Below are 26376 nucleotides of genomic sequence, written 5' to 3' on the forward strand. Positions count from 1 at the left end.
TATTTGGTATAGGTCTGAAATTAATTATCAAAAGCAAGAAATTAAAACAAAATCAACATTTATATTTTTAAAAAGAAGTAACCCGCCTTGTAGGAGGGTTACACAGGTAATCCGAATTTATTTAAACAAGTTCTCTTTTTTTAGAACTTGTTTTTGTTTTTGTCCTTTAGCAGTTACGTAATTGTTTTTGAACCATGCTACAGTAGTAGTACTGGTTGTAAAGACGATAGTGAAAATTGTATATAAACAATCATATAAATCATTTATGTCCTCTTCGTTAATGATGAATGCTGTTTTACCCAGCATCATCATTATTTGATTGAGTAAAGCTATTGCGAGTAAAAGAGTCCTAACAATTGTGCCTTTATCAATATTCTCAAACATTGAATTCCTCCTACTTAAAATTTTGTTCGATTTTATCTAGCTTTTCGATTACAACATCGTACTTTTCACTGAATTTACCCAGCACTTCGTTTTGAGAATCGATTTGATCATAAAGTTTCGACTCTCTTTCCTTACTAGTTTTCATTACGTAGAAAAGTAGCCAACAAAATAATACAGCAAATGGCCCCTGGGTAATTAAATATTGTGTTATATCCATTTCCATAAAATGTTCACCACCTTAGTACCATAGAAAAGGATATTTACTGATACATTAGATCAACAAATATCCTCCGAGATAATTGAGTATAATTAGATTTTTGAACCGAACTGTCCTGAGATGTATCCTCGTTTACCTTTATAGATAACTTCCCAGTAACCTTTGGAATTGTTTTTACCTTTAACTGAACCAGAAATTGAAATAGTGCTTCCAAGCTTGACTGTACCAAAATTTTTTGAACTATTTCGATCAGGTTTGTCCATTACGATTGCTGCGCTTGATACACCAACAATTTTAATTTTTCCTACCGATTTAATAGATGAGGAACTTGAAGAAGTTGATGTTGTTTTAGGGGAAGGTGAAGAGGTTTTCACTGATCCTGTAACATCGACATATTTGTCAGAGGCAGTGATGTAATACGTAGCGCCTTTAGAGTTCTTAACTTTGTATTGATACGCAGATCCGACTTTAACTTTCTCAACAACTGTAGGGAATCCAATGCCTTTATTTACTGTACCGACAACATCTTTATCTTCCCAAGATGGTTTTGAGTAGAAACGAAGGCTATCAACTTTTGATTTAAGGGAACCACTTGCTGCTGATGAAGAGGAAGGGGAGGAGGTTGTTGGTTTGGATGGAGAAGTTTTTGAAACAGTTTTGCCTGACATTTTTGCCTTTACTCGATTTTTAAAGTCTACAAATTTTTGGCTGTTAGATACCCATGGTGCAGGGCAATTCTTATGGGTGATGTCATAATGACGAACAATATCATCAATAGGATCTAAACCAAACTTATTACATAATTCAACGAACACATCCTCGGTTCTTTCAACTGTTTCCGAATGGAATGAACCGTCTTTTTCAAGGCACATCTCAACCCCAATAGATAAGAAGTTAGCATTTGGTTTCAGTGCAGCAACTCCTCGATAAGGATTTCCGGCACTATCTCTTTGCTGAATATCATTAGCATGGTAAGCTACTTCATTTAACGGAATGATACAAATTGCTTCAGTCTTATCTACGAAAATGTGAGCTGATGCATAAACTTGTGCATTGCTGAAGTATCTTCGATGATTATCTGCGCCGGCGCCCGGATTTGCTGTGTAATGAACAACTAGCTTCTTAACACCATTTAACTTTAAACCAGGTCGAGTATACTTGTTTACTGGAATATAATTATTTGTATAAGCTGACAAAAAACATCTCTCCTAATAATTAAATTTGAGCACAAAAAAGAGAGAAGGGGACTAAACCCAATCTCTCTTTTATCTGACGTATGCTCTTGTTATTTCTGTCTTTCAAGTATGTATTTTGAATAAAATCTATATTTTATCTAGAACGTAACCACCACCTTTATTGTTCCTTTAGTCTTAATCCAAGTTCAAGCTAGGAATATTACCAACGTTACCCGACACTCGTCTTCTGTCTATATCTGATGGAGTTCTAATAAAAGCTGTTCCTTCAACATCACTGTAAACTGAATTCCCAGTTACAATTAAATCGTTTGTCCCAGTGTCTTCTTGAATAAAGTAAAGGTGATAATCAGAGTGGCATTGCTTGAAAACATTATCAGAGAAAATAGCTTCTCTTACAGATCCCCAAATTGCGCGATCAATATTATTAGTGATAATGTTTCCTGAGCAAATTGCATTTTGAGAGTTTTTATACCGGACGAAGGTTTTTAAGGATTTTGCGAGGTTATTCTTAGTGAAGATATTTGCAGCATTACCCACCCAAAGGGCAGTACCGCTAAATGTGATCTCAGAGTCAATTAGTTTAATAATTTCTCCTTCAGCAACGTTAATGCATTCGTTGGCTATATTGGAAATATACATTCCTTCAATCGTTATAGACTTGCCGATCCCGTGAATACTCACTCCTCGGTCTGTAGCATTAACCAAGCTGCAGTCTTTCATTTTAAACGATTTTATATTTCCGCCTGCGATCAATCGGCAGCTACTCTTATTTACACTGCTATTGCCATCAATTTCAATGCCTTCTATAAAATTGTGATCTGTGATTCGCAGCAATTCATCAAGTGAGTGATTTGGATTTCGAAGGAGTTTAGTGTAGGATCTTCTTTCACCAACAATTGAGACATTTGGAGGGAGTTCAATTTTTTCACTAGCACTAGTTGTGTTCTGTTTACCGATTAAATATGTGCCTTTCGGAAAATGTAGTTTCCCTCCACCTTTTTCGGATAAATCACTAAGGGCTTTTTTAAACTTAGCTGTATTATCGATTAAACCATCTGGTGAGAAGCCTAAATCTAATACATTCCAAGTAGGCTTGGATTCGATAAACTCTACACGTCTGTTTAGACTTGTTGCCAAACCTCTTCCTTCTTGAACTTCAAAAAATCTGCTATCTGTATCATCATCAGGATATGAAATTGTTAAAGTATCAACCACTGCACGTTCAATACCATCACTAATGTTATTAATATATTTTCCTTCGACAGCAGTTTGAGAGCTTCCACCACCATCTAAAAGAAATGCATTAACACAGCCTTCAGATAAAAATAAAGATGGCATATCATAAGCCGTAATACCACTGGATCGAAGTGAACGGCCATCTACAGTAATGATAACTAGTGTACCATCAGATCTTTGCCCAATGGCTTGTCGAGGATGCTTAACATTTAAATCTGCCCATGTAGTCATTTGAGCCGTTCTTGGCTTAGAATCTTTAACTAGCCAAATGCCAAAAGCAAAAGAGTTTCGTGCGCCTTTAGAAATTAGGATGTCGGCATCAACTTCTCTGTTTCCGTAAACCTTCATAGTTCCATCATCAAAAAATACACAAGCCTCAGCGCCTGTGTATCCAGCAGCGTCATAATCTTTGTAGAGAACTCCGTCTTTAATTTGAAGCCCCATGACTTCACCATTTGATCGCCAACCACTAGCGTTTATTGCAACAACAGATCTTTTTCGTTTGGCCATACTTAAAACTGTTTCACGATTTGTTGTACCAAAATAAGAAGAAGTGGGATCAATGGATTTTTCAAAGTCATATGCAAACGTTTTTTGAACCATACTTTTTTTAGCTTCGGTTGTTTTAGGAGTAACCTTTGTAACATAGTACTCAATACCGAGAGTGGTATCCTGTTTAAAAGAGCTTGTTACTGTAAAGTACCTGTCATCAGTTAATACCTTGTTTAAAATTTCTGTTGTTTTCGTTTCTACTTCGTTAAACTTCTGAGTAATCTTAGGAGCGGTGTATTCTTCTCCTTCTGAAGCCAGTAGTTCAACAGGCATCGGAACATATTTATCTAAATTTTGATCATATCTATAAAACCCAGCCATAACTTTCCTCCAATAAAAAAGATCCCGGAGGGGATCTTAGTCAGTTTTGTACCATACTTGTCCTGAATCTGGTGCTGTATCTGAAACAACAACTCGTTTTTTCTCAGGTGAAAAAGAGGCATCCTTATACCAGATATAATTTGCATTAAATGGTTCTGTTGCGCTTAGGAGTATATTAAAACCTTCATATACTTCGGAAGTTCCAATATCTACCCACTCAAATCCATCCCATCGATAAACGATTTTTGTTTCTTTAACAGTCACCGTCCAACCAATCTGTGGGGTTGGGTAATAGGTGAAAATATCTGAATAGGTATAGACAGATGGTTTATAAATTTTTCTTGTGTTTTCTACAACTTCTTCATAATTTGATGTGGCCTGTCTACACCAGGCTGTCACTTCTTGGCATCGTTTTGTAACTCGTTCACATTCAGCTAAACGTTCATTCATTCGAATTATTGTATCTTCAGCTTCATCGATAAGTCCTTGAAGAGTTTCAATAACCATATTCCCTTGTCGCCTTATCCAAATTCGAGAGGCAGGGAAGAAGGAGGCACCTTCGCCACTATAATTAAAGGTAAGTGATTTTCCTTCATTTGAAACATTAAAAAAGACAACACCCATAAGGTAATCAACCTTAAAATAATTGTCTTCAAGCTCTCCATCTTCAATTTCTCGCCATTCCTTGTTACTTCCTATAACTTCGACACGAAACTCTCTGTTTGGAATCTCAGTCAGAAGTACTCTGCCGTTATAGACAGTTAATGTCTCATTATAAGTCAGATAGGGATCATCAACTGAACCTTTTCTTTTTTTACTTAAAATTGGATCGTTATACAATTCAGCAAAGTCGGTCAGATTAATCACCTCCGTTTAATTTTGCTGGTAAGCTTCCCATATATATTTGACATTTAATTTGTTTCCTCTAAAATTTTCATCTGAGCCAGTTAAAAAGATTTTATCGCCTAAAGCTCCGTAGCTTAAATCTCCGCCAATTAGAGAGAGACCAGATGCTGTACATTGATAGGCATAACCACCTGTAGGACTTTCAATAACCAGCATACTGTCTTCGGTTGAAATTGGAGTTACTTTGACTAAATCTGGAGTAAAGGAGAGGGGGATTTGTTTACTTGGAGTACCGTCTCCTATATAAATACCCTTCGAGAACTTAGGAGGTAGAGGGATATTTTCAGCTAATGCATAATCTGATGCTGCTCGTCCACCTAACAACTCTGCATTGCCGTCTATTGAACCACTAATAATTCCTAATTCATTGCGCACTGGTATTGAATTTGGCGAGGTGGTTGTAGAAGCTGTAAAACCATTTAAGGAGTCTGCTGAACCTGCAGATGAGACAATCCATTCTTCTCCGTTAAACAGTTCTTGTTTATTGTTCTGGGGATTGATCCAAATTGTCCCTGTCTCTGGATCTTCTGGCTTAGTTTCTGTGGAGATTGTATAGAGACCATTAACTTTTCCACTAAGGCTTCCTTTTACTTCGATAGAAGGAGAAGGGAGGTAGGGGTTTTCAGAAGGATGATTTGATTTAACTATATCCGAAAGAAGAATCTGATTTATATCTATATCTGCATCTACTCTTCGATAAGCTTGAACACCGATAGTGTAGTACATATTTGAAGGTAATCCGGTAAAAGTGGCTGTGCGTCTGTCAAATTTAACATTTTGTAAATTTTCACTGGCTTGCACAGAACCAAATGTGTATTCCTCATTGTCATCACTACCGTGTAAGTAAACCTCAAATCCATCAATGTTGTATTTGTCTTCATCGGAATCAACATAGTTCCACTGAATGGTTATATCAACTGAACCATTATCATTTACTTTATGGGTAATTGCAGTGCCATCAGAAGTAATGGTAGGGGGTGCAGGCTGCACTGAGATTCTGTCATTTCGGATATTGAAGTTTTCAGTTACTTTGTCCCATTCAATCTTTCTTTTATTTAATTCAGTACTTATTTTGTTTGTTCTGTAAACGGTCTTAACTATTTTCTCAAAATCAGATTGAACTCTTTTTCCATTTGTTATAGTGACACTAATATTTGGTTGTTCAAAATCAATTGTTATTGCTGAAAGTATGGCTTTAATATCGGTATTTAAATCATTCTGTTGAACTCGTACTATGTCTCCTAAACTGAACCTATCCCAGTTATGTTTTTCACTAATACAGTTAAAAAAGTTTACTATATCGAGTGTTACATTCACTGGCGGTGTATTACGGCTTTCGAGTTCTTCGTTGGCATCATCATAAAGTTCATTCTCATCATAGATGCTGTCATTTGACCACTCAGTTGTCGAAATGAAACGTGAGAGCAGTTTTTGCTGATTTTCACTAAAATTGTTCTCAAAAGAAAGCTTTTCTTTAAGCTTAGAAATAGAAGCAGATATTTGAGAAATTGTTGATTCAGTCGTAGCAATTTGGTTTTTCTTTTCTGCAACTGCTTTCTGTTTTACGACAAGTTCAGCTTTCAGTTTACTTGTGTCATCACCAGCTTTCTTCGCAACTTCAATTCGATCTAATAGCTTTTGGACTTCAAGATCGAGGGTGTAAAGCTCATTTTTCAATTCGGTTAAACTAGTCTCAGCTTCGTTCTTTTTGGTGAGAAGTTTATTGAACGCATTTCCTTCGTTATTAACAAGGTCATTGTAATCAAGAATTGCATGACAAAGTTCATCGGGCATATAAGCACTGTGGGAAATTACATTTCGTTGTTCGTCACGTTGAAAGGGGAAGAGGAAATAAGAAAAGTCATCAATGTAGGATTGTCCAGTTGGGTTCACTGAATTAATACCGATACCATCTTTTCCAGTAGCATATAGTCTTGTTATTAATTCATCTGCATCATCCGAATCGTCCATGCTAATCATATACTGTCGGGGGTTAAGTTTAAGGCCTTTGTATTTGGAAATGTCAGATTCTTTATAGAAGCTTACAGTTTCTTTTACTGTATCAAAGACTGGAATTGCATCAAACTTTTCGCAAATTGAATATAAGAAATCAAGCTTGTTAGTCGATGATACATCAAACTGTCTTCGTTTTATGTTAAAGAGAGTATCTATGTATCCAATCGTCCAGCTTGTATGTTTTAAGCAGTCTGTAACTACTTCCTGTAGGTTTTTAGACGTCTCCTCATATTTAAGAACGCTCATTCTGCTTAATTCATGTTGAAGTGACCTACATTCAACTTGTATTGTATCCATATCGCTACTGTGTGACTTAGTTCTTTTAGTAATAATAAACCAAACAGTAAGCCCGTAAAATTCAGTTTTAATTAAATACCAGGGTTTGAGTAAATCTACAACATGGTTTCTTTTAATTATGCCATCATAGGTTGCTTTAAGCGGAATAGAGAAGGAGAGTTCGTGAACGCTGCTTCCATGATTTAAAGTTACAGTTGGATTCAGAACTTCATCAATGTTGGCTATTTTAGTCTTGTCTGGCTTAGCAAGGGATAAGCGTATGTTTTTTATTTCTGTGTCCTTGCGAATAGTTATCAATTTTTCACCTTCTTATCGATACTTAAATCTGAAAGTGAATCTCAGTTTGCATTTTCCGGTCACTTTTAATCGGTTTTTTCCGTAATCCAATCTAATATAATTGTCATTAAAATCATCATATCTTTCATTCCCATATAAAGACGATTCAATAATTTCTTTGACGCCATTCACTTTAACCATTTCTCTGTCTTTTAGATTACTGAAAATAAAGGGGGCAGTATAATCACTTAGGTTCTCGATTTTCACATCGCCATCGCCAATTTTTAGAATTTCAACAGTAGGGTAAATCGCAACATCGCCTTTATTATGGAGTTCAATGATTTTCATTCCTGATGATATATCAAAGGAGTGGGTACTTGTGTTTCGACTGTATGCATAAGGGGAGTTGCATTTCATTGTCAAACGAACATATCCATGTCTAGCTGCATTATGGACTAAATCACTGGTGTCCACGGGCATTGCATAATATACAATATCTAAATTTTCGCTGAACGCTAAGGGCTTGTAATCATCGACATCTAGCCAACGCTTAATTGTCCTTATTTTTTTCTCATCATAATTTTCACCAACGTAAAAATTTAAAGGGAATTGTTTTGATTCTCTTTTGACACCTTCAGTGTATGGCTCTGATCTTCCTTTTACATAAGTTTCATTAACCGATCGTGAACCCAAAAAAGATTCCTCAACTAACCCTGATTCTGTATTAACGTTTTCAACACCGTAGTCGATTGACTTAACGTTATCAAACATGAAATATTGGCTCTGCCTAATCAATTTTTCACCCCCAATATAAATAGAGCCGGCAATCTTAGCCGACTCATGTGATGTTGAAATTTAGTCCGGTATTTTTAAGCCCATTTGCTAATTGTTTGTACACTAAGCTTGCAGTCTCTTTAGCATTACTAGCTTCTGTTACATTAATTGTGAATGAGTTCTGATTGTTTGATGTATTCCCTTGAGGTGTAGAAGGGGGAACAGTAGGGGTCGAGAAGTTCTTAAGAGTTGGAATTAAACCATTAGTTAGATTTGTTTGACTAGAAACTGCGGCATTCATAGCAGGTGTGACAAGAGCAATACTCTTACTTAAAACATCAGAAATTTTATCAGGTTGACCCCATTTAGAGGCAGTCTTTACCGAGTTATCAGTGGACGTTTGACGTACTTGTTTCACTGCTTCCAGCATGTTTTCAGTATCTGTCTTGTTTAAAATAAGTTCCTTGTCATGTAAGAATGCAAGCTTTCCTGCTCCAAGTCCCGTGCCTGTATATCCACCAGAAGCAAATGATGACACCTTTTTACCTGTTGTATTTCCAGTTGTAACGGTATTTAATGCACTGGCAGCGTCCTTAAGTTTATCAATCAAGTTATTGGAAATACTTTTCCCAATCGACTTCATATTCTCGTTTATGAACTTGGTGAATTCATTAAGCTGTTTAGCGATATCAGTGATTTTACCATCCATAAGCTTATCTTCAAGCTTTTTGAATGCTCGTTCATCATTTACCAGGTCATCGTACTTGTTGTTAATTGACTCTTCATCTTTATCAAGCTGATCCTGAAGGGCTTCTTTCCGTTTTGTGTTGCTACGATCTTTAATATACTCATCCAAAGCTTCCTGTTGTTCTTGAAGCTGTTTCTCTAGGTCTTTGACTTGCGACTTAGCCTCAGAGGAGTCGTCCATGGAAAGTTTATTGATCTTATCTTTTGTTTCCTGTATTGCTTGGTTTTTCTCCTTTAATTCCTTTTGATACTTAGCTTCTTCGTCTTCTTTGTCGATCTCATCAATCTTATCTTGTGTTGCTTTCTGATGAGCTTCTAACTCAATATCCCGCATTTTTTCGTACATCTCTTTGTAGATGGATACAACTTCATCAGCCAATGATTTATAGATATCCTTGATCGACTTCTTGGTGTTATAAAGCTCTAGGTTAAAATCTTTCTGTTTATCTTTCCAGTTTTCGATTTCTTCAGTGATCTGTTCCTGGATGTCAGGGAAACCTTTCGCAGCTTTCTTTTGCTCTTCAAGCTGTTTGATATATTTTTTGGCTTCCTTTTGTTGTTGCTGAATAAGCTTTATCTGTTTGCTATAGTACTTAACCTTGTCTTCATCTTCTTCGGTCATTGATATTTTATTATCAACATCTTTAATTTTCCCTTGGGTTTTAGAAGATGACTTTTCAATTGACTTGAGTGTCTCATCAACTTTAGATTGAACTAGTTGTTTCTGTAGCTCACGAACCTGATCTTGAACAGAAATTAAATCTAGCTTGGCTTGTTTAAGCTCTTCTTGAAGCTGGGCACGTTGAGCGGAATTCAATGCTTTATTTGTTTTTATTTCTTTTTGAATCCAATTAACTTTTTGTTGTTGGATTTTAGCTTGCTCTGCCACAGCTTTTTTCTGATCAGAGGTGTATTTGCGGAATTCCTTGCTGTCAGAAGTGTATCGGTTAGCCATTGATTCATCTTTAGCTATCCGAACATCAAAATCCCCAATTCTTTTATCAAACTCATCGAGTTTAGATTGAACTAGTTCATACTGAAGTTCTTGAATCTGATCATTGACTGAACTGATATCTCCTTGAAGGGAGAGGAGATCAGATTTAGCCTGGGCTATCCCTTGTTGCCGTTCTGCCTCAGCTTGTGACGCATCTGAAATAGAAGTTCCAATACCTTGCATGTACTTTTCAGGATCGATTGTTTTTCCATTTTGCTCAATTTGTAGGTGAAGATGGTTCCCAGTTGAGTTCCCTGTGCTGCCAACTTTACCAATAGTTTGACCGGCTTTAACTGATTGACCTGTTTTAACAGAAGGAGTGTTAAGCATGTGCATGTACTTGGCAACTGTTCCATCATCCTGTTTAATAACAACCCAGTTACCTGCAGTTTTACTGTAGCCAGCAATTTGGACTTTACCACTTTGAAGGGATTTAATTGCTGTACCTGCTTTTGCAGCAAAATCAGTTCCTTTGTGTGGGGTGGAGCGGAGACCAGATTCCTGTTGTCCATATTTGGAACTTACCCTAAAAGCGCTATTATTTGTATAATAGCTGGCGATTGAAGAAGTTGCAGAGGAGAGGGATTTGCTGTAGTTGGACATGATCTTCTTGACGTAATTCTGTGTTTCTTTAAAAGGAGGGATACCACCATATTTAATTACGTTACCAGGCCCTGCATTATATGCAGCCAATGCTTTTTCAACATTACCGCCAAACTTTTCAAGTTGTTGGGCGAGGTACTTTGTTCCACCCATAACATTTTGATAAGGATCGTAAGCGTTATTTACTCCTAAGCTTTTTGCTGTTGCGGGCATCAGTTGCATTAATCCCATAGCACCTGCGCCAGATCGTGCTTTAGCATTAAACCCTGATTCTTGCTGAATTACAGCTGCAATAAGGGCAGGGTCAACATTGTATTTACTAGCTGCTGAATTTATGTAGCTTGAATACTTGCCTGAATATGATCCACCAGTTGAGGAGGAGGTTCCACCAGAAGAAGTTGTAGAGGTTACAATACCGTATTGAGTAATGTTACCGGATTTAATTTGATCTTTAAGCAGCTTAGCTTGTTCCTGCATAAGCTTTTTCTTTTGTTGAAGAGCTTTAATTTCTTTCTTAATTGCATCTCGATATTTCTGAGAGTATTTTGGATAATCATTGACCTGCTTGTTGTACTTGTCAATCTCAGCATTAACTTTTTCTAGTGCTTCCTTGTATTTATCAACAACATACATCGAAGTCTTGGTTTCTTCATTGGCTTTTTCTTGTTGATCTGTCCAATTCTCCAACGATGTTCCAGCTTCAACAAGTGCCTGTTTATTCATTTCTTGTGTACTGGTGGCCTCTTCAGATGCAGAAATATAAGATTCTAAAGCTGATTTAACGCTTTGCATTGCTTCAATTTGACTATTGGAGTATCCACCAGGTTGAAGCATTTTCTCTTCAAGCTTTTTAAGTTCTTTTTTTGCATCTGCAACATTATTAATTGACTTAACTTCTAAGTCTGAAAGTTCAGCCTCAGACATATCAAGCTTTCGTTCTTTTCGTAGCTTTTTCAGGCTGTCAATCCGTAAGGTATCAGCGTTTAAAGTTTTGATAGCGTTGTTAACTTCAGTTTTCATCAATTTATTGCTATAGGTAACCATGTCGTTATAAGCATCAAGTTTAACTTTTCTTTGTTTGATAACTTCATCACGGTTAATTTTCACAACGCCGTTTTCGATGCTAATAGCCTTGGCAAGTTCCTTATCTTTTTGAATAAGGGTATTGGCTTCATTTGCAGAAATGCTTTTACCTTCAGCCATTTTTTCTAGAAGATCATTGAGAGGAGCCACTTGATCTTTGGTGTTATTAAAAATATCCCCATTTAAGGCATCTTGAACGGAATCAAACTGCATAGCATCTGACATTTCTTTAATAGCTGCCTTAATATCATCGACACTATTTGCATCCAGAGCTTCTTTTAACTTCTTACCAAAATCTTCTGCCTGGTTACCTGCTTCTGCCAGCGTCTCACCCAAATCGCCAACTTCAGATTTAACGGAAGATAAGCTCTTATCTCCATCTTTTATGTTCTTCTGTGCTTTGTCGAAGCTCATTTTAAAAACATCAATAGAGGAATCGGATTTAGAGTATGTTTCTAAGAGACTTTGAAGATCTTTTTTTGCGTTATCGAAAGCTTTTTCATCGCCTGAATCTAAAGCTTTTTGCATTTTTTCTTGAAGCTTTCCTAAAGAAGAGGAGAATTTTTCTAATTCTTCAGGATCTAAATCATCTTTTAAGTTAAGTTTGTTGACAACATCACTAATACTCGTCTTTAAAGTATTACTGATATCAATTGAACTATAAGCATTTGCAATTGAAAGGACGCTATCTTTTACTTTAGCATTTCCACTCTCAATGTCAGATTGAGCTTTGAGCATACTTTGTTTAGCTTTATCAGCTGCAACCTTATAGTCATCGTCATCTGCAATGAGATCCCATTTAGGTCTACCTTTATCGTTGTAGTCAGCTATTTGTTTGTACTGCTTTAATTCATCCTTAGACTTTTTAATTTCCTTAGAAGCGTCTTCGAATGTTTTCTTTGCGCTGTCTCTTGTTTCTTGTTTCTTTAAAGCCAAATACTCTTTAGTATTCTCAATCGCTTTTTCAAGCTCTTTATTTGTCTTAAGAATTGCATTTCCTTGAGAATCATAGCCTTTAACTAATGCAGGGAAAGTTTGTGCTAATTGCTGAGTGACTTGAAGGTATTCTTGCTCTTCATCTGAAGTTAAAGATCTTGACTCTTTAACTTTTTGAAGCTCTTTATATTGCTGTATTAGTTTATCAGTGGAGTCTTTATTGGTCGTAATTGCTTCGACATTGGTTTGCTGGCTCTGCTCAAAATCATCTTTAGCTTTTTTAGCTTCTGCAAAAGAAGAAATCAATGATTCTAGCGCCCATCCTAAAGCAGCAAATGCACCGCCAACTAATGTTGAAACAAGCAACCCTCGAAGAGCAGTTTTTAGAACTCTTGAGGCGACTGCTGCACGAGTCATACCAGCTTCTAGCCCAGCAGTCGCTAAAGTTTCTTGCCCCATTGCACGTGTGCCCAAAATTAGGGTGCTGGCTAATGTGCGGGTATTCTTACTGAGCAAAAGGGTTGCAGTGCTTACTGCAGCTAAAAGGGGAGGTAGGAACCCAACTGATTTGATTACTCCTGTTGAAGCGTTAAGCAAAGAACCTGCGGCTTGAGTGAATTCAATTAATCCGTCGCTAATAAAAGCATCTGAAGCCGCAATAGCAAATTCAGTAAAGTTATTTTGAAGCTTATTTATCCTAGCTTGTAGACTATCAGCATACTTTTGCTGCTCACTCCAAGCACTTCCTGTTGAGTTAGCAGCAGTTTTAGCCGCATTCTGAGCAATAGAGAAGTTGTTCATCATTGCATTAAAACGGGATAACTGATAAATACCTGCTACTCCAATTGAAGTATTTTGCTTTTGAGCATCAGTAAGCGTATCCCACTTACCAGCAACTTCACTAATTAAATCACTTGCCGATTTAGCTTCTCCACTAGCAGTTTTGACAGAAATACCGATTTCATCTAATGCTTTAATTGAGCTTTGATTATTCCCAATTCGTGCGAAAATTGTCTTTAGAGAGTTACCGACGATATTCCCTGATTCACGTGTTGTACTAGCAATTGCGGTTGTGTAACCAATAAGATCATTTAACTCGACTCCGAATGTAGAAGCAGTTGAACCTGCTTTACGGATAGAATTCGCTAGATCGAGGGTTGTAACAGCATAGTTATTATCAACCTCATTTAATTTATCTGCAATTGATATTGAATCATTTGCTGCAATATTAAAGTTGAGCATTGCTGCCGTAAGAGTATTAACTGTATCATCGGGTGTTAAATCGGAGACATTTTGAAGAACTTGAGCGGTTTTTGTTAACGTGGTAAGCTCACTCTCGTCAAAACCCATTCTTCCAAAATCGCCTGTCATTTGGAGAATATCTGCGAATTTATTCGAAAGTGTATTACCTAAGTCAATAGATTCTTGGAGAAGTTCATTATATTTATAATCCGGCTCATTCATAACACGGCGAATATTTGTCATGAGAGTATCAATTTCTACTGCCTGGGATACCATTTCTTTAAGGCCGGAGATAGCTCCATAGAATAAAGAACCGGAGATTAAATAGGTGGACATGCTTTTGAAGGTTTGGGTTAGTTCTGCTCCAAAAGAAGAGGCTTGGTTAGCAGCTGCTTGAGCACTGGAGGCTAATTCTCTAAATTGCATATTCAAGCTTTGAATTTGTGATCTTGTATTACTGCTTCCAGCACTTACGTTAAGGCTATTTACTGCATTCAAATAATCTTGAACAGCTTGTCTATTACTAGACCCCATGGAACTGCCATACCGTGTATTAAGGTTTTGGACATTTACTTGTGCCTGTCTCTGATATAATTCAATGGTTTTCTTTAATTCATTGTTCTTCGCAACTGCCGCAGATTTATCATCTAACATCCTTATCTTATTTTGCAGTGCTTCAATTTGTTGAGCAGATTGAGCTGTGTTTATTTTTCGGCCAAGAGATGAGATGGTCGTATCGGTAACAATACCTTGCTGTCTAAGCTTCTCTAAATCTTGCTTAAGCTGCTCAATTGCTCTCCTTTGTTGGTCATAATTAGTTGTAGTTTTTGAAGAGGTCGAATTAGTTTTAGGATCAGTTGTATAAACAATATCATCGAATCCGTGGCGATTTTTCTGCACAACCTTTGTTGGTTGTCCTTGCAGATTTCTCTGCACAGTCTTTTTTTGAACCTGTCCTAGTTTCTCAGTGGCCTGTGTAAGCTTGTTAACCTCTTGAGTTTCTTGCTTTAATGCTGTATTACGATTGTTGATTATTTTTGTTTCACGTTGAAGTATCTCACCATTTTTCTTATACTGCTGGGTGAGCTTTTCAACTGATCCGTCAGCATTCTTAATTACTGTTGAGGTTTCTTTAACTGTTTGATTATAGGATTTTAGGTTTTTCTGATATGTGTCGACAGCAGAGGAGAATTCATGCAGAGCTTTTAAGGTTGTAGAATCAATGTTTGTATTGAGCTTGAGGGAGTTGAGTTTTTTTTCCAGAGATTTAATTTGCTGATTTAACTGTTCGACAGTTTTGGATGAGGTATCAGCTTGTGGGGTTAGTATAATTTTAAGGTTTTGACTCAAGTAAGAATCACTTCCTTTCAGTAGGGGAGATGACAAAGAAAAAAGCCACTCAGTTATTGAGCGACTTTGTTTGCTTTCTTAATAATTTCATCCATAACACCATGCCAATATTCAGCATTCTTAAGTGCTTGTTGAATGATATTACTATCTTTTTTATACCCCTGAGTATTATATCCTTCAACTTCTTGTGTAGGGAGAAAATCGATGTAATGGATAGGTTTACTGAGGTCTTCTACAGTAATCTTTAGCGTGACAGATTTGATCATTTCATTTTGTATTGAAGAGGCAGACAACCCTCCAATTGCAGCTCCAATGCCACCAGCTAACAGGCCGCCAGCTACGATTCCCGATTTTGATACTTTGGAAATTATTTGATTGTCTAAAGTAATTTCGGATTCGATAATATTGGAAAAAGGGACTGTGTATTCTTCAATATGTTCATCTCTATTAAGCTGATATATTTTCACAAGAGAATCAGATTCTTTAAAAGCAATTTTAGTTTTGTAAGTATTAAAGAAATTGTCTGGATTAAAACCAACGTCGAAGTGCTTAAGTGTTTCCGCATTTTCTTTTAGTTTATCTATATGTTTTTGGCTTTTAATTTTATAAGGTTCAAGTGCTAATAGGGCTAATCCTGCAATTATTAAGCAAATTCCCATGCCTCTCCAGCCATCCATTAACAAAAAGAAAAGACAGAATAAAAAATAGCCACCATAAGCCATTAACTTATATCCCATTCAACCACCGCCGGTATCATTTTCCTACATTATACCACTGTTGCCAAAAGTTTAGAACAGAGTGAGATGAATAGAACGTGCCTTTACCTGCTATCTATTGTTATAAAAATGGCTCTCTAATATATCAATATTATTTTCCCTTCACTAGAAAGGGAATAGTTTATATGTCCTATTGCGATTTTTGGATGTCATTCACTTATGAGTAAATAATATTACCTTAAAATTGCTAAAATGTATAGAATTGGACATAGATTATATGTTATGGTTCTAATTGAAAGGAGGGACATATTATAAAATGCCTACAACAGGTTTAATCAACATAGAAGGCTCTATTATCAATCAAAAAAGGAGCTGTTACTATGGGGAAATTTAAAAAAACACTTTTTTCTATTTTGGGTTTCGTGTTAATTCTGTCATCTTTCACATTTGCCACTGGAAGTAAAACAGCAAGTGCAAGCGAAAAGAATGAGATCAATTCAATTCAAGAATATCAAGATTTGCTTTTAGTTACACTAAAAATCTCTAATCCTCAAGATGAAGAACAATTAGAAAATGCAGTAGATCAGTTCAATTCTAAAAACGAATTCACCGAAAAGGCTTTGACAAAATATTATGTTGAAACTAACAGCAAAACAATATTACCGAATGTTGACAACACAAAAAAAGAACTTGATATTGATAAGTACATCCAATCAAACGTTGGTATAGGTCAATTCACCACACACAAACTTAACGAAAACATCTCCGTTACATTCACAAATACTCCAGTTTACTTCATTGAGTCTACCACCGAAGAAGAAACACCACCAACTTCATCCGATGTTGAAATAGCAGCAGCAAAATACAAAAACACAAAAACATACACACATAGCTATACGGCCAAAAACTTTTTAAATATGAAGCTTTTCACAGTTAAGACAAAGGGGTATTTCCAATATAATGGTACCGATGTTAAACCGAAGTTAAATGATGCCTGGTATACAAGAGGCTTCTTGTCCATCTGGCAAGTTTCCAACTGGCAAAAGAGCACATATAAAAAAGGATCTAATTACGCTGAGGTTTACGGAAGAGGAAATTTCCACTTTGGTCTCGAAATTAATGGTTATGGCTTGGTAGTCCAAGATCAATATATCAAAGTTTATTTAACAGGCAATAAAAAAGGAACAGTTTATAAGAAAACAAGCGTAAAATAAACAAAGGAGGTGATATTTTATTATGAAACATTTTTTTCTTTCTAAGACCTTCGCATTTTCATTTCTCTTTTTTGCTTTGTTTTTCGGATTTCAATTAAACACTGATGGATTACAAGTCATTTCAATTTTGAATTTGTTGTTGGTTAGCTTGATTTGTTCATCGGCGTTCACCTTTATCGTACGATTATTCAAAAGTAAAAGGCCCATAGCGAATTAGCAACAGAATTCAACCAAATGAAGAGGAACGCTTAATGCATTCCTCTTTCTTATTTTATGTAGTGTTTATATTCAATACATCCTGACACTCCTTTAATTTTATTTTTTAGAAGAGTGGTAAAAGATTCACTATGAATAAAAAAGACATCAGTTAAGATGCCTTTCCTTTAACATTCTCATCTTTAACCTGTTCAAGCAGACTCTTTAAATAAACGGCGCTAATTCGTCTACGTGTTTCCCTAGCTATCATTTTCAACAATACTAATATTATTAATGTTGTTACAATGAAAGCCCACCAGAAGTTAACCTCTAAATAAAACTTTGCTGAAAGTGCAATTAAAGCAACAATTGCTGCAAAGTATTTTGAGTGATCAAATTGTGATTCGACTTTTGTTGCTTTTGCAATGCCATAAAATAAACCGTCATTGTCAAGACTTCTTAAAAGATCTAACATATCAATAGAATTCCCTTCGGACTTTATTGAAAAATTCGATTCTATAAACTGATGAAATTGCTCTTCAGATGAAGTTAAGAAAAAGTGTTTAGCGTCTTCTTTGGTCCATTCTTTAACATCTTTATACTTTATCTCGATTTTTTTCTTAAATGGCCACATTATCATTAATCACCTCAAAGTGATTATCGACTAAAATGGGGAAATTTTAACAATCTTTTATACTTAAGCAAAATCCCTCAGATGAGGAATCTTGATTCTGCATAAAAGAGGGATTTTAACTAAACAAATATTTGATTCTTTTCTTCTTCAAAATCCCGTAAATCATAATGTTTGATTGTTGTTGAGACATCTTCATGATGAGCTACATATTTGCTTATCAATTCAATTTTGATTTTCTTAACTTCTAGGAGATAAGTGATGCATGAAGCTTTGAAGAGGTGAGGGTTAATACGCCGGCCAAGAATGTCTGATAAAACGTCCGAGCAAAAATAATCAGCCCAAGACTCTGACATCTGTTTAGGCTCTCCACCATACTGAGTAGTGAAGAGGTATTCATGATCATAACCGCGTTTTTCATGCCACAATCGAAGGTACTCCAATGCTTCTGTGTTAATCATGTACTCAAGTGGTTTTCCTTCACCTTTACCTTTTCCGAATACCTTATGACTCATTACATATGACTGCCCCTCTGGAATAGGGTAATCTAATATTTCTGTTTTTAACTGTATGAGCTCTGCTCTTCGTCCGCCGACATTAAAGGCAGTGGCAAGCCATGCCATCCCCAAATAATTTTCATCCTCTTTTAGGGCGTCCATCATTAGTTTATATTCATCATATGTAACTTTTACTTTTTCATATGTTGTGGTTTTTGGAGTAGCCGGGAGTCCACGTGTGAAGTTTCTGAATTTCTCATAATTCTCATCATCTTCTGCAACAACATTTTCAATGTAATTATTTAATGATGATACACCGGCTTTTTTTAATGCAATCCCACTGGATGACATTCCACGATTTTTTAAGAAACTTTGATACCTAATGAAATCACGCTTTGAGATCTTATAAAGTTTTTTGCCGTTAAGAGAGGTATGTACCCACCAAAAGAATTGGCGGAGGGAGGAGTAATACTGTTTTCGTGTTTTATCTCTAAATGAGTGAGCATCTAAAAACTCTTGAACCAAGCTTCTGTGTTCTTCATCTACTTGCTCCCACATTGACTCCGTGATCTCGGGGAGTTTTATTGCTCGAGATCTGAGCATATTCTTTTCAATTGGTTTGGTCATTAATTCACCACCATTAGTCTGTTTTAATACCATCTGATTTTAAATCTTTTTTTAACGCTGTATTTAATCGTCCATCTCTTAAGGTCTCAGAGGTATTCTTCATAAAAGGACGAGGTTTACCGTATCCATATCCATATGAATCAGGGTATGTATACCCCTGCCCGGTTTCAATAACTGAAGCAATGTCTTTTCCATCATCTTCTCTAATATTGTCTAATGAGATACCGTTACTTTCATTATTAGTTGTAAAAGCGCCTTTAAGGTTTCCTGTGCGTTCATAGAGTAGGGGGCTATAGGCGCCATAAACATCCTCTTCAACATGATCTTGGCCAGTTTTCATCATGACTTGTTTAACATTGGAGGAAGACTTATGTATAGACTGAATGGCAGCTTTCTCAATCATTGCTTTAATTTCTTTTATATTTTTCGCCATCATTGTGAGACAGCGCTGCCTTCAATTTCTTCGACCTTCTGAAGGATAAGATTATTTGCTTCTTCCTGAGATTTTTTTGATAACTCATCTATGTTTTGTTGCAACATCATAGTGGCCTTTCCCAGCTTCTCTAGACTTTCTTTAGGGAAACTATTAATAATCAAAGGGAAATACTCTGAGTCTACCAGTTTAAGATACCATTTGACTTTATTTTTAATGTCATTTGGAATACCCAAATCTGTAAATTCTTTGATTAGTGAGAAGAATGCCCAGTGAACTTGATTTATATCCTTGAAGGATTTGATACCTGCTTCTTTTGCTTCTTGTGGATCTGAAATCAATCCTGTTAACATTTTTGTTAATCGAGAAGGGGAGAAGTATGGATAAATGAATACATGAACGTCATCAGTTAATGTGACTTTTTCTTTCTTGTCATATTTACTGATGCTTTCCTCAATTAAACCTAAATTCAACTTTTTTGATGCCATTTAATATCCTCCTTTAATATCCTCATTTTGAGCAAAAACATGCTCATCTGTTTATTCAGTAGATAAAGTAACTGAAGTATAGGCTTCCCCAACAATTTCTTGATATTGTTCAGGAGTAATTAAGTTATTGTCTACTCCTTCTTTGAGTTCTTCCTTAGTTACATCATCGTAATAATAGGCTTCTTTAACCTGATCAAGAGTTGCCCAGTTTTTGTTTAGAGCTATAACCCAAAAATTGTTCATGCTGTTGTCCCATCTTTCAAGTTTTTAACTTCATTTTGTAAATTTAAGATTAGGCGATTTTGTTTTAAAATTAAAATTCTGGCTTCAGCTAGTGATTGCCCAAGTAATTCCACATCAGAAGGTTCTTCAGGGGGTGGTGAGAGGCTGTCTATGTATTCTTGAGAGGCTGTTTCTATCCAAACTTGTTTTGATAAATCAAATCGTGGAAGGTAATAGGAGGGAGAGTCAGGTAATGGAACAGAAGTGCAATTATCAGGGAAAATATAATCTCCCTTTTCGTCAATTTCAGTTACAACTAGGGGTTCAACAAACATAAAATTTTCGTCATATTTATAGACTTGTATCATGACTTACCTCCTAATTCAACGGAACAACTACATCTATGTAGTAACCAGTTATTGCAGCACTGTTGTCAGCTGATACCCCACTTAGCTGAAGGTCACCATTAGGATTTACAAATAATTTGCTTTTGCCAAAAGTTCCACTTACTTCAACAGACTTAACAGCACCTTGCGTTGGAGAAAATTCAGTTGGAATAGAAGCAAATACTACATCTCGGTTAGTTACAACGTGCCCACTAAGCTGTAAAGTTCCAGCTACTTTACGATATAGAAGTGGCCTAGAACCAGTCTTTGCGCCATTTTTATATGTAACGCTTAACCAAGGCACATTATCAATTTCACTGCTACTTATCAATCGTTCCCAGCTTGACCATGCTCCGTTTATCAATGATTTTCTGTAAGTCTTATTATCATTAGTTAGAACAATAGCTTGACCATAAAGTTTATCAGCACTACATGTCCAAAATCCCCGCCCGTTACTAGGAGGTGCTTCTAAGGCAGCCTTATCATATCCGAAGTATGTTAAAGTAGGAGAATTCAAAAGTTCAGCATGAAAGTCGCTCGTTATAGAAACTAGCGGTTGTCCATCGTCGCCTGATATTTTTGTTAATTGAGCCGAATTCCATTTGTTTCTTTCGGTATTGGTGATATGGCGCTCATTATCTTTTGTGTGTGCATCAAATTCTAATTTTGTCGCTTGTTTATCATTCGTAAGGTTTCCTAGCCCGACCTGAATTGCAGTTACTTTATGAGGATTGTTTGTGTTCTGAGAATGTGCGTCGGTATACTTTTTGGAATTACTTTCAGCTGCATTCCAAGTGGTTCTTTCGGCGGCTGTTATATGAATAATTGTATTTTGAACATGTTGATCAAATTCAGTTTTAGTTGCTTGTTTTTCATTCAAGACATTTGCTAAACCTACTTGGCTTTTAGTTACAGAATGGGGGTTGAGAGTATTGTTTAGGTGCTCGTCAAATTCCTCTTTAGTTGCTTGGACATTATTTAAAACATTGCCCAAACCAACCTGCTCTTTGGTAACTAAATGAGGATTAGACTTATCATCAGTATGTTTCTTAAGCTCATTCTGTTGATACTCCATAAATAAATTTGTTTTTTCTGTTAAAGTTTGTTCGTGCTCATGCATATGTTTTTCAGCTCTGTCATTAGATTCCCTTAATGAGTTGATCTGAATATTGTTTTGTTTGAGTTGACCAACGTATTTGCTGCTACTCATCTTAACTCACCACAATCCCTTTAACAGTCACATCACCTGTAACAGAAACAACTTCGAACATAACTTTAAACAATCCAGCAATTTCGAAGTCCCAATACTCATTAGTATTTAAAGTACTGCTCCCAAGTTGGAAATCTGTTTTGTTAGTACCACTAAGTGCAGTTTTTTCGCCATTTTCATCAACTGCATAGAACTTTATTTCTCGTGAAGTTGAGGAACCAGAGATCTTAACAGTAAGTTCCCGAAAATGACCCACTACAAATTCTTCACCTTCAGATGGGGAAGTTGCGGCTTCGTGAAATGTAAATGAAGTTTTGTCTGGAATCGTGATTACGACATTTTCAGTCGTTTCTGTCAACAACTCCACCTCCTTAATTTGAATAAAAACTGTCTTTTATCTAGAAAAACAAGAGGGGAGGACTTATTCAAAAAGCCCATCCTCTTGTAGCTTATTCCATATACCTTCCCAAGCTGGAGTAGAAGAAGGGGATGACTGCAGCGAACTTAAAGGTTCGTACTCATTGAAGTCGCCTTCAAAGCGTTGCTTGAAATCATCTGCACTGATATAGGAACCATCTGATAGCAATAGGAATTTTTGTTCCAAACCATCAAATTGTTTGAACAGACGACATACTTCATCAAATGTCATTATTCCATCCCCCAGACAACGATTTTTAACCCAGTTAGATCAACTGTACCGGCTGCTTTAACTGTCAGATGTATTTTTGGAGCAGTGAAAGTTAATTGTTTTTGCAAAGGGTAATTCTGAACAAAAGCAATGCTGTTGAATAAAACAGAATTATCATTACCTGATGTAGTTGCAGAATAAAATGGGATGTTTTTCGGTACGGAATAAATGCTTGCTAAAACTTTGCTGTTTGAGCTGTCTGTTTGAGTTGTGTACATAGCAACACCGTAAGTTCTGAAAACACCAAGTGAATCGATTAGATCAACTGTATAAGACTTAGTTGCACCTGTAGCTACGGTATCAGCATCAGTAACAACAAATTCAGAATAGGATTTTTGAACTTGGGTTTTAATTGCTGCAGTGTTTTTAACCAAAACAGGGACAGAAGCCGTATTAGTTATATTTACATCAAGTGATGTATTGGCCACATTAACATTAAGAGGCTGGTCATTTTTAAGACCAACCTCTAAAGGGACAGTGGAACGTTCAATTGATACAGCAGTTATGGGATTACCTGTCCCATCATCTTTTGCAGAGGTGTATTTATCACCGTCCTGGTTTAAAAAAGCAATAATAAACGCCTCCTTAATTATTCAGTTGTTCCGCCAAGATCTGAGCTTTGAGTTGAACCTGTTGTATCCTCAACCGGAGCTGCGGTATTTTCATCTCTACTTGCTTCGATTACTACAGCCATTTCGTCTGTATCTGTATCTGCTAACGCTTCAAACTTAATTTCAGGTGCTAAAGCATTTCCATTTTCTAATGACATTTCAAATTCCCCTGAAGGAGAAACATTAGGGAACTGGATATAGATGTCACTGTAAACTTCTTCTGTATCAGGGTTATAAGCAATGGTGCGATATTCAACTTCATAACGTTCTGAGAACTTGCTGGCTTTAATGGCTAAACGTCTACCGACTTTTTCAATTTGATACACAGCTGTTAGTTTGTCTTTAGCAGCAGCAAATGCTGTTGGGATTGTATATGTACCATCAGTTGAAATAGCTATCTTATATGTTAAACCTTTTTTGTTATAGAAAGTTACATCACTTACAGGTTTTCCTTTTAGAGTAACTTTGTTTGTATCATCTACAATCAATCCATGTTCTCTATCGAAAACCTTTACTTTTGTTTCTTCCTGAATTGTTTCACCCTGTGTCATTGCAAGCCATTCTAAATCAAAGAAAGCATTTTTGACAGTTAGGTTAATTTCCTTCTCAGATTTAAGAATGTAAAGCGGTTTATTTCCGATCCCACCTCTGAGTTTTTCTTCAGAGATTGCTTGGGAGAATGATGCTGTTTGTGCCTCGGCTGTGAATACAAGCTTACCGTCAGATTTTCGTTTGAAATAAACGTCAGCTGTATCTTGAATAACTGTTTTCATCTAATTGTTGCCTCCTTAAATAATAAAAAAGACAGCTATGCGCTGCCTTTACCAAAACCTTTAGTTTGTTTCATGAAACTTTCTCTACTTATGTAGTGTTTTTCTTCTTCAAATAAGTCGATATGTTTTCCCCAGCTTTCCATGTGTTTAGCTGCATCGGGTGAAACGGTCGCAAACAGAGTGGAGGTATCGTACTGTTTGAATTGACCAACTCTGTAGTAAGTCATGTATAACTGAAACAGAGTCATTTCATTTATATCTTTGTACAAATATCCAGTGTGAGTAGCAACACTGCTCATGATGTCTGCCATATCAACCATATCTGAATCCTGACTTTTCACCCTTTTGCTACGCTCGTTAGCTCGCTGAATCTCTGGGTTAGAGCTGATTTTTTCCTCTTTTAGACAAGACATTCTTAAGACCAGTTCTCTTAGGGCTTCGAAGTTTTCCGGTGTAAGTTTCTCTAAAATTTCAACTCCATTAAAAACTGTGCTAAATATTACTTCATATGCTTCTTTAAAATTCGGAAGGATACTTGTAATTTCAAATAGAGACAGTTTTTTAAGTTCGGCGATAAGACCGTCTAATTGGCCAAATTGGTTATTTTCCTTTTTGCTGTAAGTATAAATAATCTCTTTCTTAGACATTTTAAACCAGCTAAGGTACGGAGTTAAAAATGCATATTCCTTAACTTTAATAAATCGACAATCTCCAAATTCAGTAGGGATTGGTTCACCGGTTATGAAGAATTCACTATCAATCATTTCATCGCCCCGAAGGTATATATTAATTTATATCCGAGGTAACCATCAGGTGGATTAGTAATTAACAGTCTTTTATAAGAGTATGTTTTACCAATACCAGCAAAATTCTGATTGAACAAGAGCTTATTAATTCTGTCATTAATCTTAAGATTTCTAAATTCGGTTTCTTCAAAGGTATTAATATGGGTGAAAACATCAATCATCAAGTCTTGATCAAGAAGCATCGCACTTTGGTTTGTCGGCTTAGGCAATGCATTCCCTAAATAAACACACATTCTACATAATGGTGAATCTGATAGATCATCTGTTTTAGGTGCTCGCTTAAATATGGTATTGATTATAGCGGGTGAGTCATTTGTGGAGTCATAATAATTTTCGAGTGATTGAACATCTGGATGAGAAGGGGAGAGAGGGTCATTTTTATAATACAGAAGCCGATTAAGTTCAACATCATCCATAACTAATCTGAAGATTTTTGTCATCTGTTCAACAGTCATGCTCATGTCTTTTCACCAACTTTCTTTTTGGCTACCAGTTTTATTGTTCCATGGTCTCCATAAACTTTAGAATAGTCTATATCATCGACTTGATAATCTTCGCCAAAGAAGGTGAGGGTAAGTCCAATTTTCAATTTTTCATGAACAAGATAAGGAATTGTAATGTTTGCTTGACCATCTGGAAGATTTACAGCCAATTCAGTGCCATTTATTGAAGTTGTCCTTTCGAATATGCAGGGGACTTCCGTTTTTTCACCAGGCACTTTTTCATAAATTGGCTTACCGGTGATCTCGTTAATTTTGCCAGTATCAATTAACTTGTCTTCTGAGGTTAGGAAAAATGATGTCCCGCATATTTTTATCTCAGCCTTTTTGTAAATCTTATTACTGAGAGGGTGGGAGGTGACGAGCCATGTTTCATCATTAAACTTAACAACTCCGCCACGATAAATGTCAGCAATTTCACCTAATATATATCTTGCAGAACCGTCGCCACTAGAGTACTTAGAGGTAATCATTACTGTTTTTTCAATACCATCAATTGTGACTTTTTCAGATTCAAGCCCCTTAAGGCCTTGTTGGAAAATAAGCTTACCATCATGAAGAAGTTTATTATTAATGTTAACTTTGTGGTAATTACTGTAGTCCTTCATTTGAATCACCGTCTGTTACTAAGTTATCACTAAGTCTGTTTAATTCACCACTTACTGTTAAAATAGTGTCCCTAATTTCTGTGAGTTCAGGATCACTTAGCAGCTTTTTATTAAGGTATTTCTCCAATTTGAAGAGGACTGAATTGTTTCTCTTACACAGCTTACTGCAAAAAACATCTAAGTCCTCAAGCTTTATTTGTCCATCTTTATTTGGTGATTTTACTTTAATTGTACTCATAGATAATCCACCGCAGCATTCAATATCAAACGCTCGATTTCATTTTTCTGATCTGCCACACTTTGTTTAAGGGAATTGATTTGTGTGCCAAAGTTCTTGATCCCCACGTCATTAGTAAATGGCTGCCACGTATTCTCAAACAATGTCTTTTTATTTAACAAAAAGATGTATCTCAAGAAGTGTGCAAGAATAAGAAGATCATCCTCAGATAATTCTCTATTTACAGTTTCTGTTGAATCATCAGCCTTTAAATTGTCTCTGAGCCTGTTATTGAAATGTAGAATTGCATTTCGAATTGATTGATAAATGTGTTCTTCAGTTTGAGGAACATCAAAATCGGATGTCTCACAGTTGTTTAAAAAGGTTTCCCATATTTGATCATAAGATGTCATAAAAATCCCTC

At 36.2% G+C, this 26376-nt stretch carries 26 protein-coding genes; 1 reads left to right on the forward strand and 25 read right to left on the reverse strand.

Annotation, left to right across the window (positions count from 1 at the left end; all coding sequences use genetic code 11):
- Positions 1-117 precede the first annotated feature (117 nt).
- The 9 genes from BLL41_RS20925 to BLL41_RS20965 all read right to left on the reverse strand — a co-directional run bounded on the left by BLL41_RS20925 (position 118) and on the right by BLL41_RS20965 (position 15867).
- Positions 118-384, reverse strand: coding sequence for a phage holin (locus tag BLL41_RS20925; RefSeq protein WP_071579281.1), 267 nt, complete (start codon positions 382-384; stop codon positions 118-120).
- Between the two features lie 10 nt (positions 385-394).
- The gene (locus BLL41_RS20930) at positions 395-607 is read right to left on the reverse strand and encodes a BhlA/UviB family holin-like peptide (RefSeq protein ID WP_071579282.1); all 213 of its coding nucleotides are present in this window, start codon (positions 605-607) and stop codon (positions 395-397) included.
- An 86-nt stretch (positions 608-693) separates the two neighbouring features.
- On the reverse strand, positions 694-1797 hold the full coding sequence (gene blyA, locus BLL41_RS20935; protein ID WP_071579283.1) for an N-acetylmuramoyl-L-alanine amidase BlyA: 1104 nt from the start codon (positions 1795-1797) through the stop codon (positions 694-696).
- A 174-nt stretch (positions 1798-1971) separates the two neighbouring features.
- A complete protein-coding gene (locus BLL41_RS20940; RefSeq protein ID WP_071579284.1) occupies positions 1972-3906 on the reverse strand; it encodes a phosphodiester glycosidase family protein in 1935 nt (644 codons plus the stop codon).
- A gap of 36 nt (positions 3907-3942) precedes the next feature.
- The gene (locus BLL41_RS20945) at positions 3943-4764 is read right to left on the reverse strand and encodes a hypothetical protein (RefSeq protein WP_071579316.1); all 822 of its coding nucleotides are present in this window, start codon (positions 4762-4764) and stop codon (positions 3943-3945) included.
- A 15-nt stretch (positions 4765-4779) separates the two neighbouring features.
- Positions 4780-7422: a DUF7361 domain-containing protein gene (locus BLL41_RS20950; protein WP_071579285.1), complete on the reverse strand. Its 2643-nt coding sequence runs from the start codon at positions 7420-7422 to the stop codon at positions 4780-4782.
- Between the two features lie 12 nt (positions 7423-7434).
- A complete protein-coding gene (locus tag BLL41_RS20955; protein ID WP_071579286.1) occupies positions 7435-8196 on the reverse strand; it encodes a distal tail protein Dit in 762 nt (253 codons plus the stop codon).
- A gap of 43 nt (positions 8197-8239) precedes the next feature.
- Entirely contained in the window at positions 8240-15130 is a 6891-nt protein-coding gene (cwlP, locus tag BLL41_RS20960; RefSeq protein WP_071579287.1) for a transglycosylase CwlP, read from the reverse strand.
- A gap of 53 nt (positions 15131-15183) precedes the next feature.
- A complete protein-coding gene (locus tag BLL41_RS20965) occupies positions 15184-15867 on the reverse strand; it encodes an immunity protein (protein WP_071579288.1) in 684 nt (227 codons plus the stop codon).
- Positions 15868-16226: 359 nt separating this feature from the next.
- Between BLL41_RS20965 and BLL41_RS20970 the strand changes: the two genes are divergently transcribed.
- On the forward strand, positions 16227-17060 hold the full coding sequence (locus BLL41_RS20970; protein WP_071579289.1) for a hypothetical protein: 834 nt from the start codon (positions 16227-16229) through the stop codon (positions 17058-17060).
- Positions 17061-17427: 367 nt separating this feature from the next.
- On the opposite strand, the gene BLL41_RS20980 is transcribed toward BLL41_RS20970, so the two are convergent.
- From BLL41_RS20980 to BLL41_RS21055, 16 genes are all read right to left on the reverse strand, one after another.
- Positions 17428-17889 carry a hypothetical protein gene (locus BLL41_RS20980; protein WP_071579291.1) on the reverse strand — a complete coding sequence of 154 codons (462 nt, stop codon included), beginning with the start codon at positions 17887-17889 and terminating at the stop codon, positions 17428-17430.
- A gap of 119 nt (positions 17890-18008) precedes the next feature.
- Complete coding sequence (locus BLL41_RS20985) at positions 18009-19010, reverse strand: tyrosine-type recombinase/integrase (RefSeq protein WP_071579292.1); 1002 nt, start codon at positions 19008-19010, stop codon at positions 18009-18011.
- A gap of 13 nt (positions 19011-19023) precedes the next feature.
- Positions 19024-19443 carry a hypothetical protein gene (locus BLL41_RS20990; RefSeq protein ID WP_026113701.1) on the reverse strand — a complete coding sequence of 140 codons (420 nt, stop codon included), beginning with the start codon at positions 19441-19443 and terminating at the stop codon, positions 19024-19026.
- A complete protein-coding gene (locus BLL41_RS20995; RefSeq protein ID WP_017696885.1) occupies positions 19443-19931 on the reverse strand; it encodes a hypothetical protein in 489 nt (162 codons plus the stop codon). The genes BLL41_RS20990 and BLL41_RS20995 overlap by 1 nt, the downstream gene beginning before the upstream one ends.
- A 51-nt stretch (positions 19932-19982) precedes the next feature.
- Positions 19983-20174: an XkdX family protein gene (locus BLL41_RS21000; RefSeq protein ID WP_003230945.1), complete on the reverse strand. Its 192-nt coding sequence runs from the start codon at positions 20172-20174 to the stop codon at positions 19983-19985.
- The gene (locus BLL41_RS21005) at positions 20171-20521 is read right to left on the reverse strand and encodes a hypothetical protein (RefSeq protein ID WP_071579293.1); all 351 of its coding nucleotides are present in this window, start codon (positions 20519-20521) and stop codon (positions 20171-20173) included. Before BLL41_RS21005 ends, BLL41_RS21000 begins: the two co-directional genes overlap by 4 nt.
- 10 nt (positions 20522-20531) lie before the next feature.
- On the reverse strand, positions 20532-21749 hold the full coding sequence (locus BLL41_RS21010; protein WP_071579294.1) for a hypothetical protein: 1218 nt from the start codon (positions 21747-21749) through the stop codon (positions 20532-20534).
- Position 21750: 1 nt separating this feature from the next.
- Complete coding sequence (locus tag BLL41_RS21015; RefSeq protein WP_071579295.1) at positions 21751-22107, reverse strand: hypothetical protein; 357 nt, start codon at positions 22105-22107, stop codon at positions 21751-21753.
- 63 nt (positions 22108-22170) lie between these two features.
- Entirely contained in the window at positions 22171-22398 is a 228-nt protein-coding gene (locus tag BLL41_RS21020; RefSeq protein ID WP_071579296.1) for a hypothetical protein, read from the reverse strand.
- On the reverse strand, positions 22398-23009 hold the full coding sequence (locus BLL41_RS21025) for a hypothetical protein (protein ID WP_083428092.1): 612 nt from the start codon (positions 23007-23009) through the stop codon (positions 22398-22400). Before BLL41_RS21025 ends, BLL41_RS21020 begins: the two co-directional genes overlap by 1 nt.
- 17 nt (positions 23010-23026) lie before the next feature.
- A complete protein-coding gene (locus BLL41_RS21030; RefSeq protein WP_071579298.1) occupies positions 23027-23821 on the reverse strand; it encodes a hypothetical protein in 795 nt (264 codons plus the stop codon).
- Between the two features lie 35 nt (positions 23822-23856).
- Positions 23857-24585 carry a hypothetical protein gene (locus BLL41_RS21035; RefSeq protein WP_071579299.1) on the reverse strand — a complete coding sequence of 243 codons (729 nt, stop codon included), beginning with the start codon at positions 24583-24585 and terminating at the stop codon, positions 23857-23859.
- The gene (locus tag BLL41_RS21040; protein WP_071579300.1) at positions 24582-25088 is read right to left on the reverse strand and encodes a hypothetical protein; all 507 of its coding nucleotides are present in this window, start codon (positions 25086-25088) and stop codon (positions 24582-24584) included. The genes BLL41_RS21035 and BLL41_RS21040 overlap by 4 nt, the downstream gene beginning before the upstream one ends.
- A complete protein-coding gene (locus tag BLL41_RS21045; protein WP_071579301.1) occupies positions 25085-25735 on the reverse strand; it encodes a hypothetical protein in 651 nt (216 codons plus the stop codon). Before BLL41_RS21045 ends, BLL41_RS21040 begins: the two co-directional genes overlap by 4 nt.
- Positions 25719-25973: a hypothetical protein gene (locus BLL41_RS21050; RefSeq protein ID WP_071579302.1), complete on the reverse strand. Its 255-nt coding sequence runs from the start codon at positions 25971-25973 to the stop codon at positions 25719-25721. Before BLL41_RS21050 ends, BLL41_RS21045 begins: the two co-directional genes overlap by 17 nt.
- Positions 25970-26365 (reverse strand): hypothetical protein, encoded by a 396-nt coding sequence (locus BLL41_RS21055; RefSeq protein WP_071579303.1) that lies wholly within the window; start codon positions 26363-26365, stop codon positions 25970-25972. The genes BLL41_RS21050 and BLL41_RS21055 overlap by 4 nt, the downstream gene beginning before the upstream one ends.
- Positions 26366-26376: the final 11 nt, after the last annotated feature.

This window comes from Bacillus sp. FMQ74, assembly GCF_001875785.1.
Classification (GTDB): domain Bacteria; phylum Bacillota; class Bacilli; order Bacillales; family Bacillaceae; genus Bacillus; species Bacillus stercoris.

Bases quoted from the DNA above. Each gene is read 5' to 3' on its own strand.
- BLL41_RS20930 (WP_071579282.1), bottom strand. From the start codon at position 607: ATGGAAATGGATATAACACAATATTTAATTACCCAGGGGCCATTTGCT.
- BLL41_RS20980 (WP_071579291.1), bottom strand. From the start codon at position 17,889: ATGTGGCCATTTAAGAAAAAAATCGAGATAAAGTATAAAGATGTTAAA.
- BLL41_RS21020 (WP_071579296.1), bottom strand. From the start codon at position 22,398: ATGACATTTGATGAAGTATGTCGTCTGTTCAAACAATTTGATGGTTTG.
- BLL41_RS21030 (WP_071579298.1), bottom strand. From the start codon at position 23,821: ATGAAAACAGTTATTCAAGATACAGCTGACGTTTATTTCAAACGAAAA.
- BLL41_RS20965 (WP_071579288.1), bottom strand. From the start codon at position 15,867: ATGGGATATAAGTTAATGGCTTATGGTGGCTATTTTTTATTCTGTCTT.
- BLL41_RS20970 (WP_071579289.1), top strand. From the start codon at position 16,227: ATGGGGAAATTTAAAAAAACACTTTTTTCTATTTTGGGTTTCGTGTTA.
- BLL41_RS21000 (WP_003230945.1), bottom strand. From the start codon at position 20,174: ATGAACAATTTTTGGGTTATAGCTCTAAACAAAAACTGGGCAACTCTT.
- BLL41_RS21055 (WP_071579303.1), bottom strand. From the start codon at position 26,365: ATGACATCTTATGATCAAATATGGGAAACCTTTTTAAACAACTGTGAG.
- BLL41_RS20990 (WP_026113701.1), bottom strand. From the start codon at position 19,443: ATGGCGAAAAATATAAAAGAAATTAAAGCAATGATTGAGAAAGCTGCC.
- BLL41_RS20925 (WP_071579281.1), bottom strand. From the start codon at position 384: ATGTTTGAGAATATTGATAAAGGCACAATTGTTAGGACTCTTTTACTC.
- BLL41_RS21035 (WP_071579299.1), bottom strand. From the start codon at position 24,585: ATGATTGATAGTGAATTCTTCATAACCGGTGAACCAATCCCTACTGAA.
- BLL41_RS20940 (WP_071579284.1), bottom strand. From the start codon at position 3,906: ATGGCTGGGTTTTATAGATATGATCAAAATTTAGATAAATATGTTCCG.
- BLL41_RS21010 (WP_071579294.1), bottom strand. From the start codon at position 21,749: ATGAGTAGCAGCAAATACGTTGGTCAACTCAAACAAAACAATATTCAG.
- BLL41_RS20985 (WP_071579292.1), bottom strand. From the start codon at position 19,010: ATGACCAAACCAATTGAAAAGAATATGCTCAGATCTCGAGCAATAAAA.
- BLL41_RS21005 (WP_071579293.1), bottom strand. From the start codon at position 20,521: ATGATACAAGTCTATAAATATGACGAAAATTTTATGTTTGTTGAACCC.
- BLL41_RS21040 (WP_071579300.1), bottom strand. From the start codon at position 25,088: ATGAGCATGACTGTTGAACAGATGACAAAAATCTTCAGATTAGTTATG.
- BLL41_RS20995 (WP_017696885.1), bottom strand. From the start codon at position 19,931: ATGGCATCAAAAAAGTTGAATTTAGGTTTAATTGAGGAAAGCATCAGT.
- BLL41_RS21050 (WP_071579302.1), bottom strand. From the start codon at position 25,973: ATGAGTACAATTAAAGTAAAATCACCAAATAAAGATGGACAAATAAAG.
- BLL41_RS21045 (WP_071579301.1), bottom strand. From the start codon at position 25,735: ATGAAGGACTACAGTAATTACCACAAAGTTAACATTAATAATAAACTT.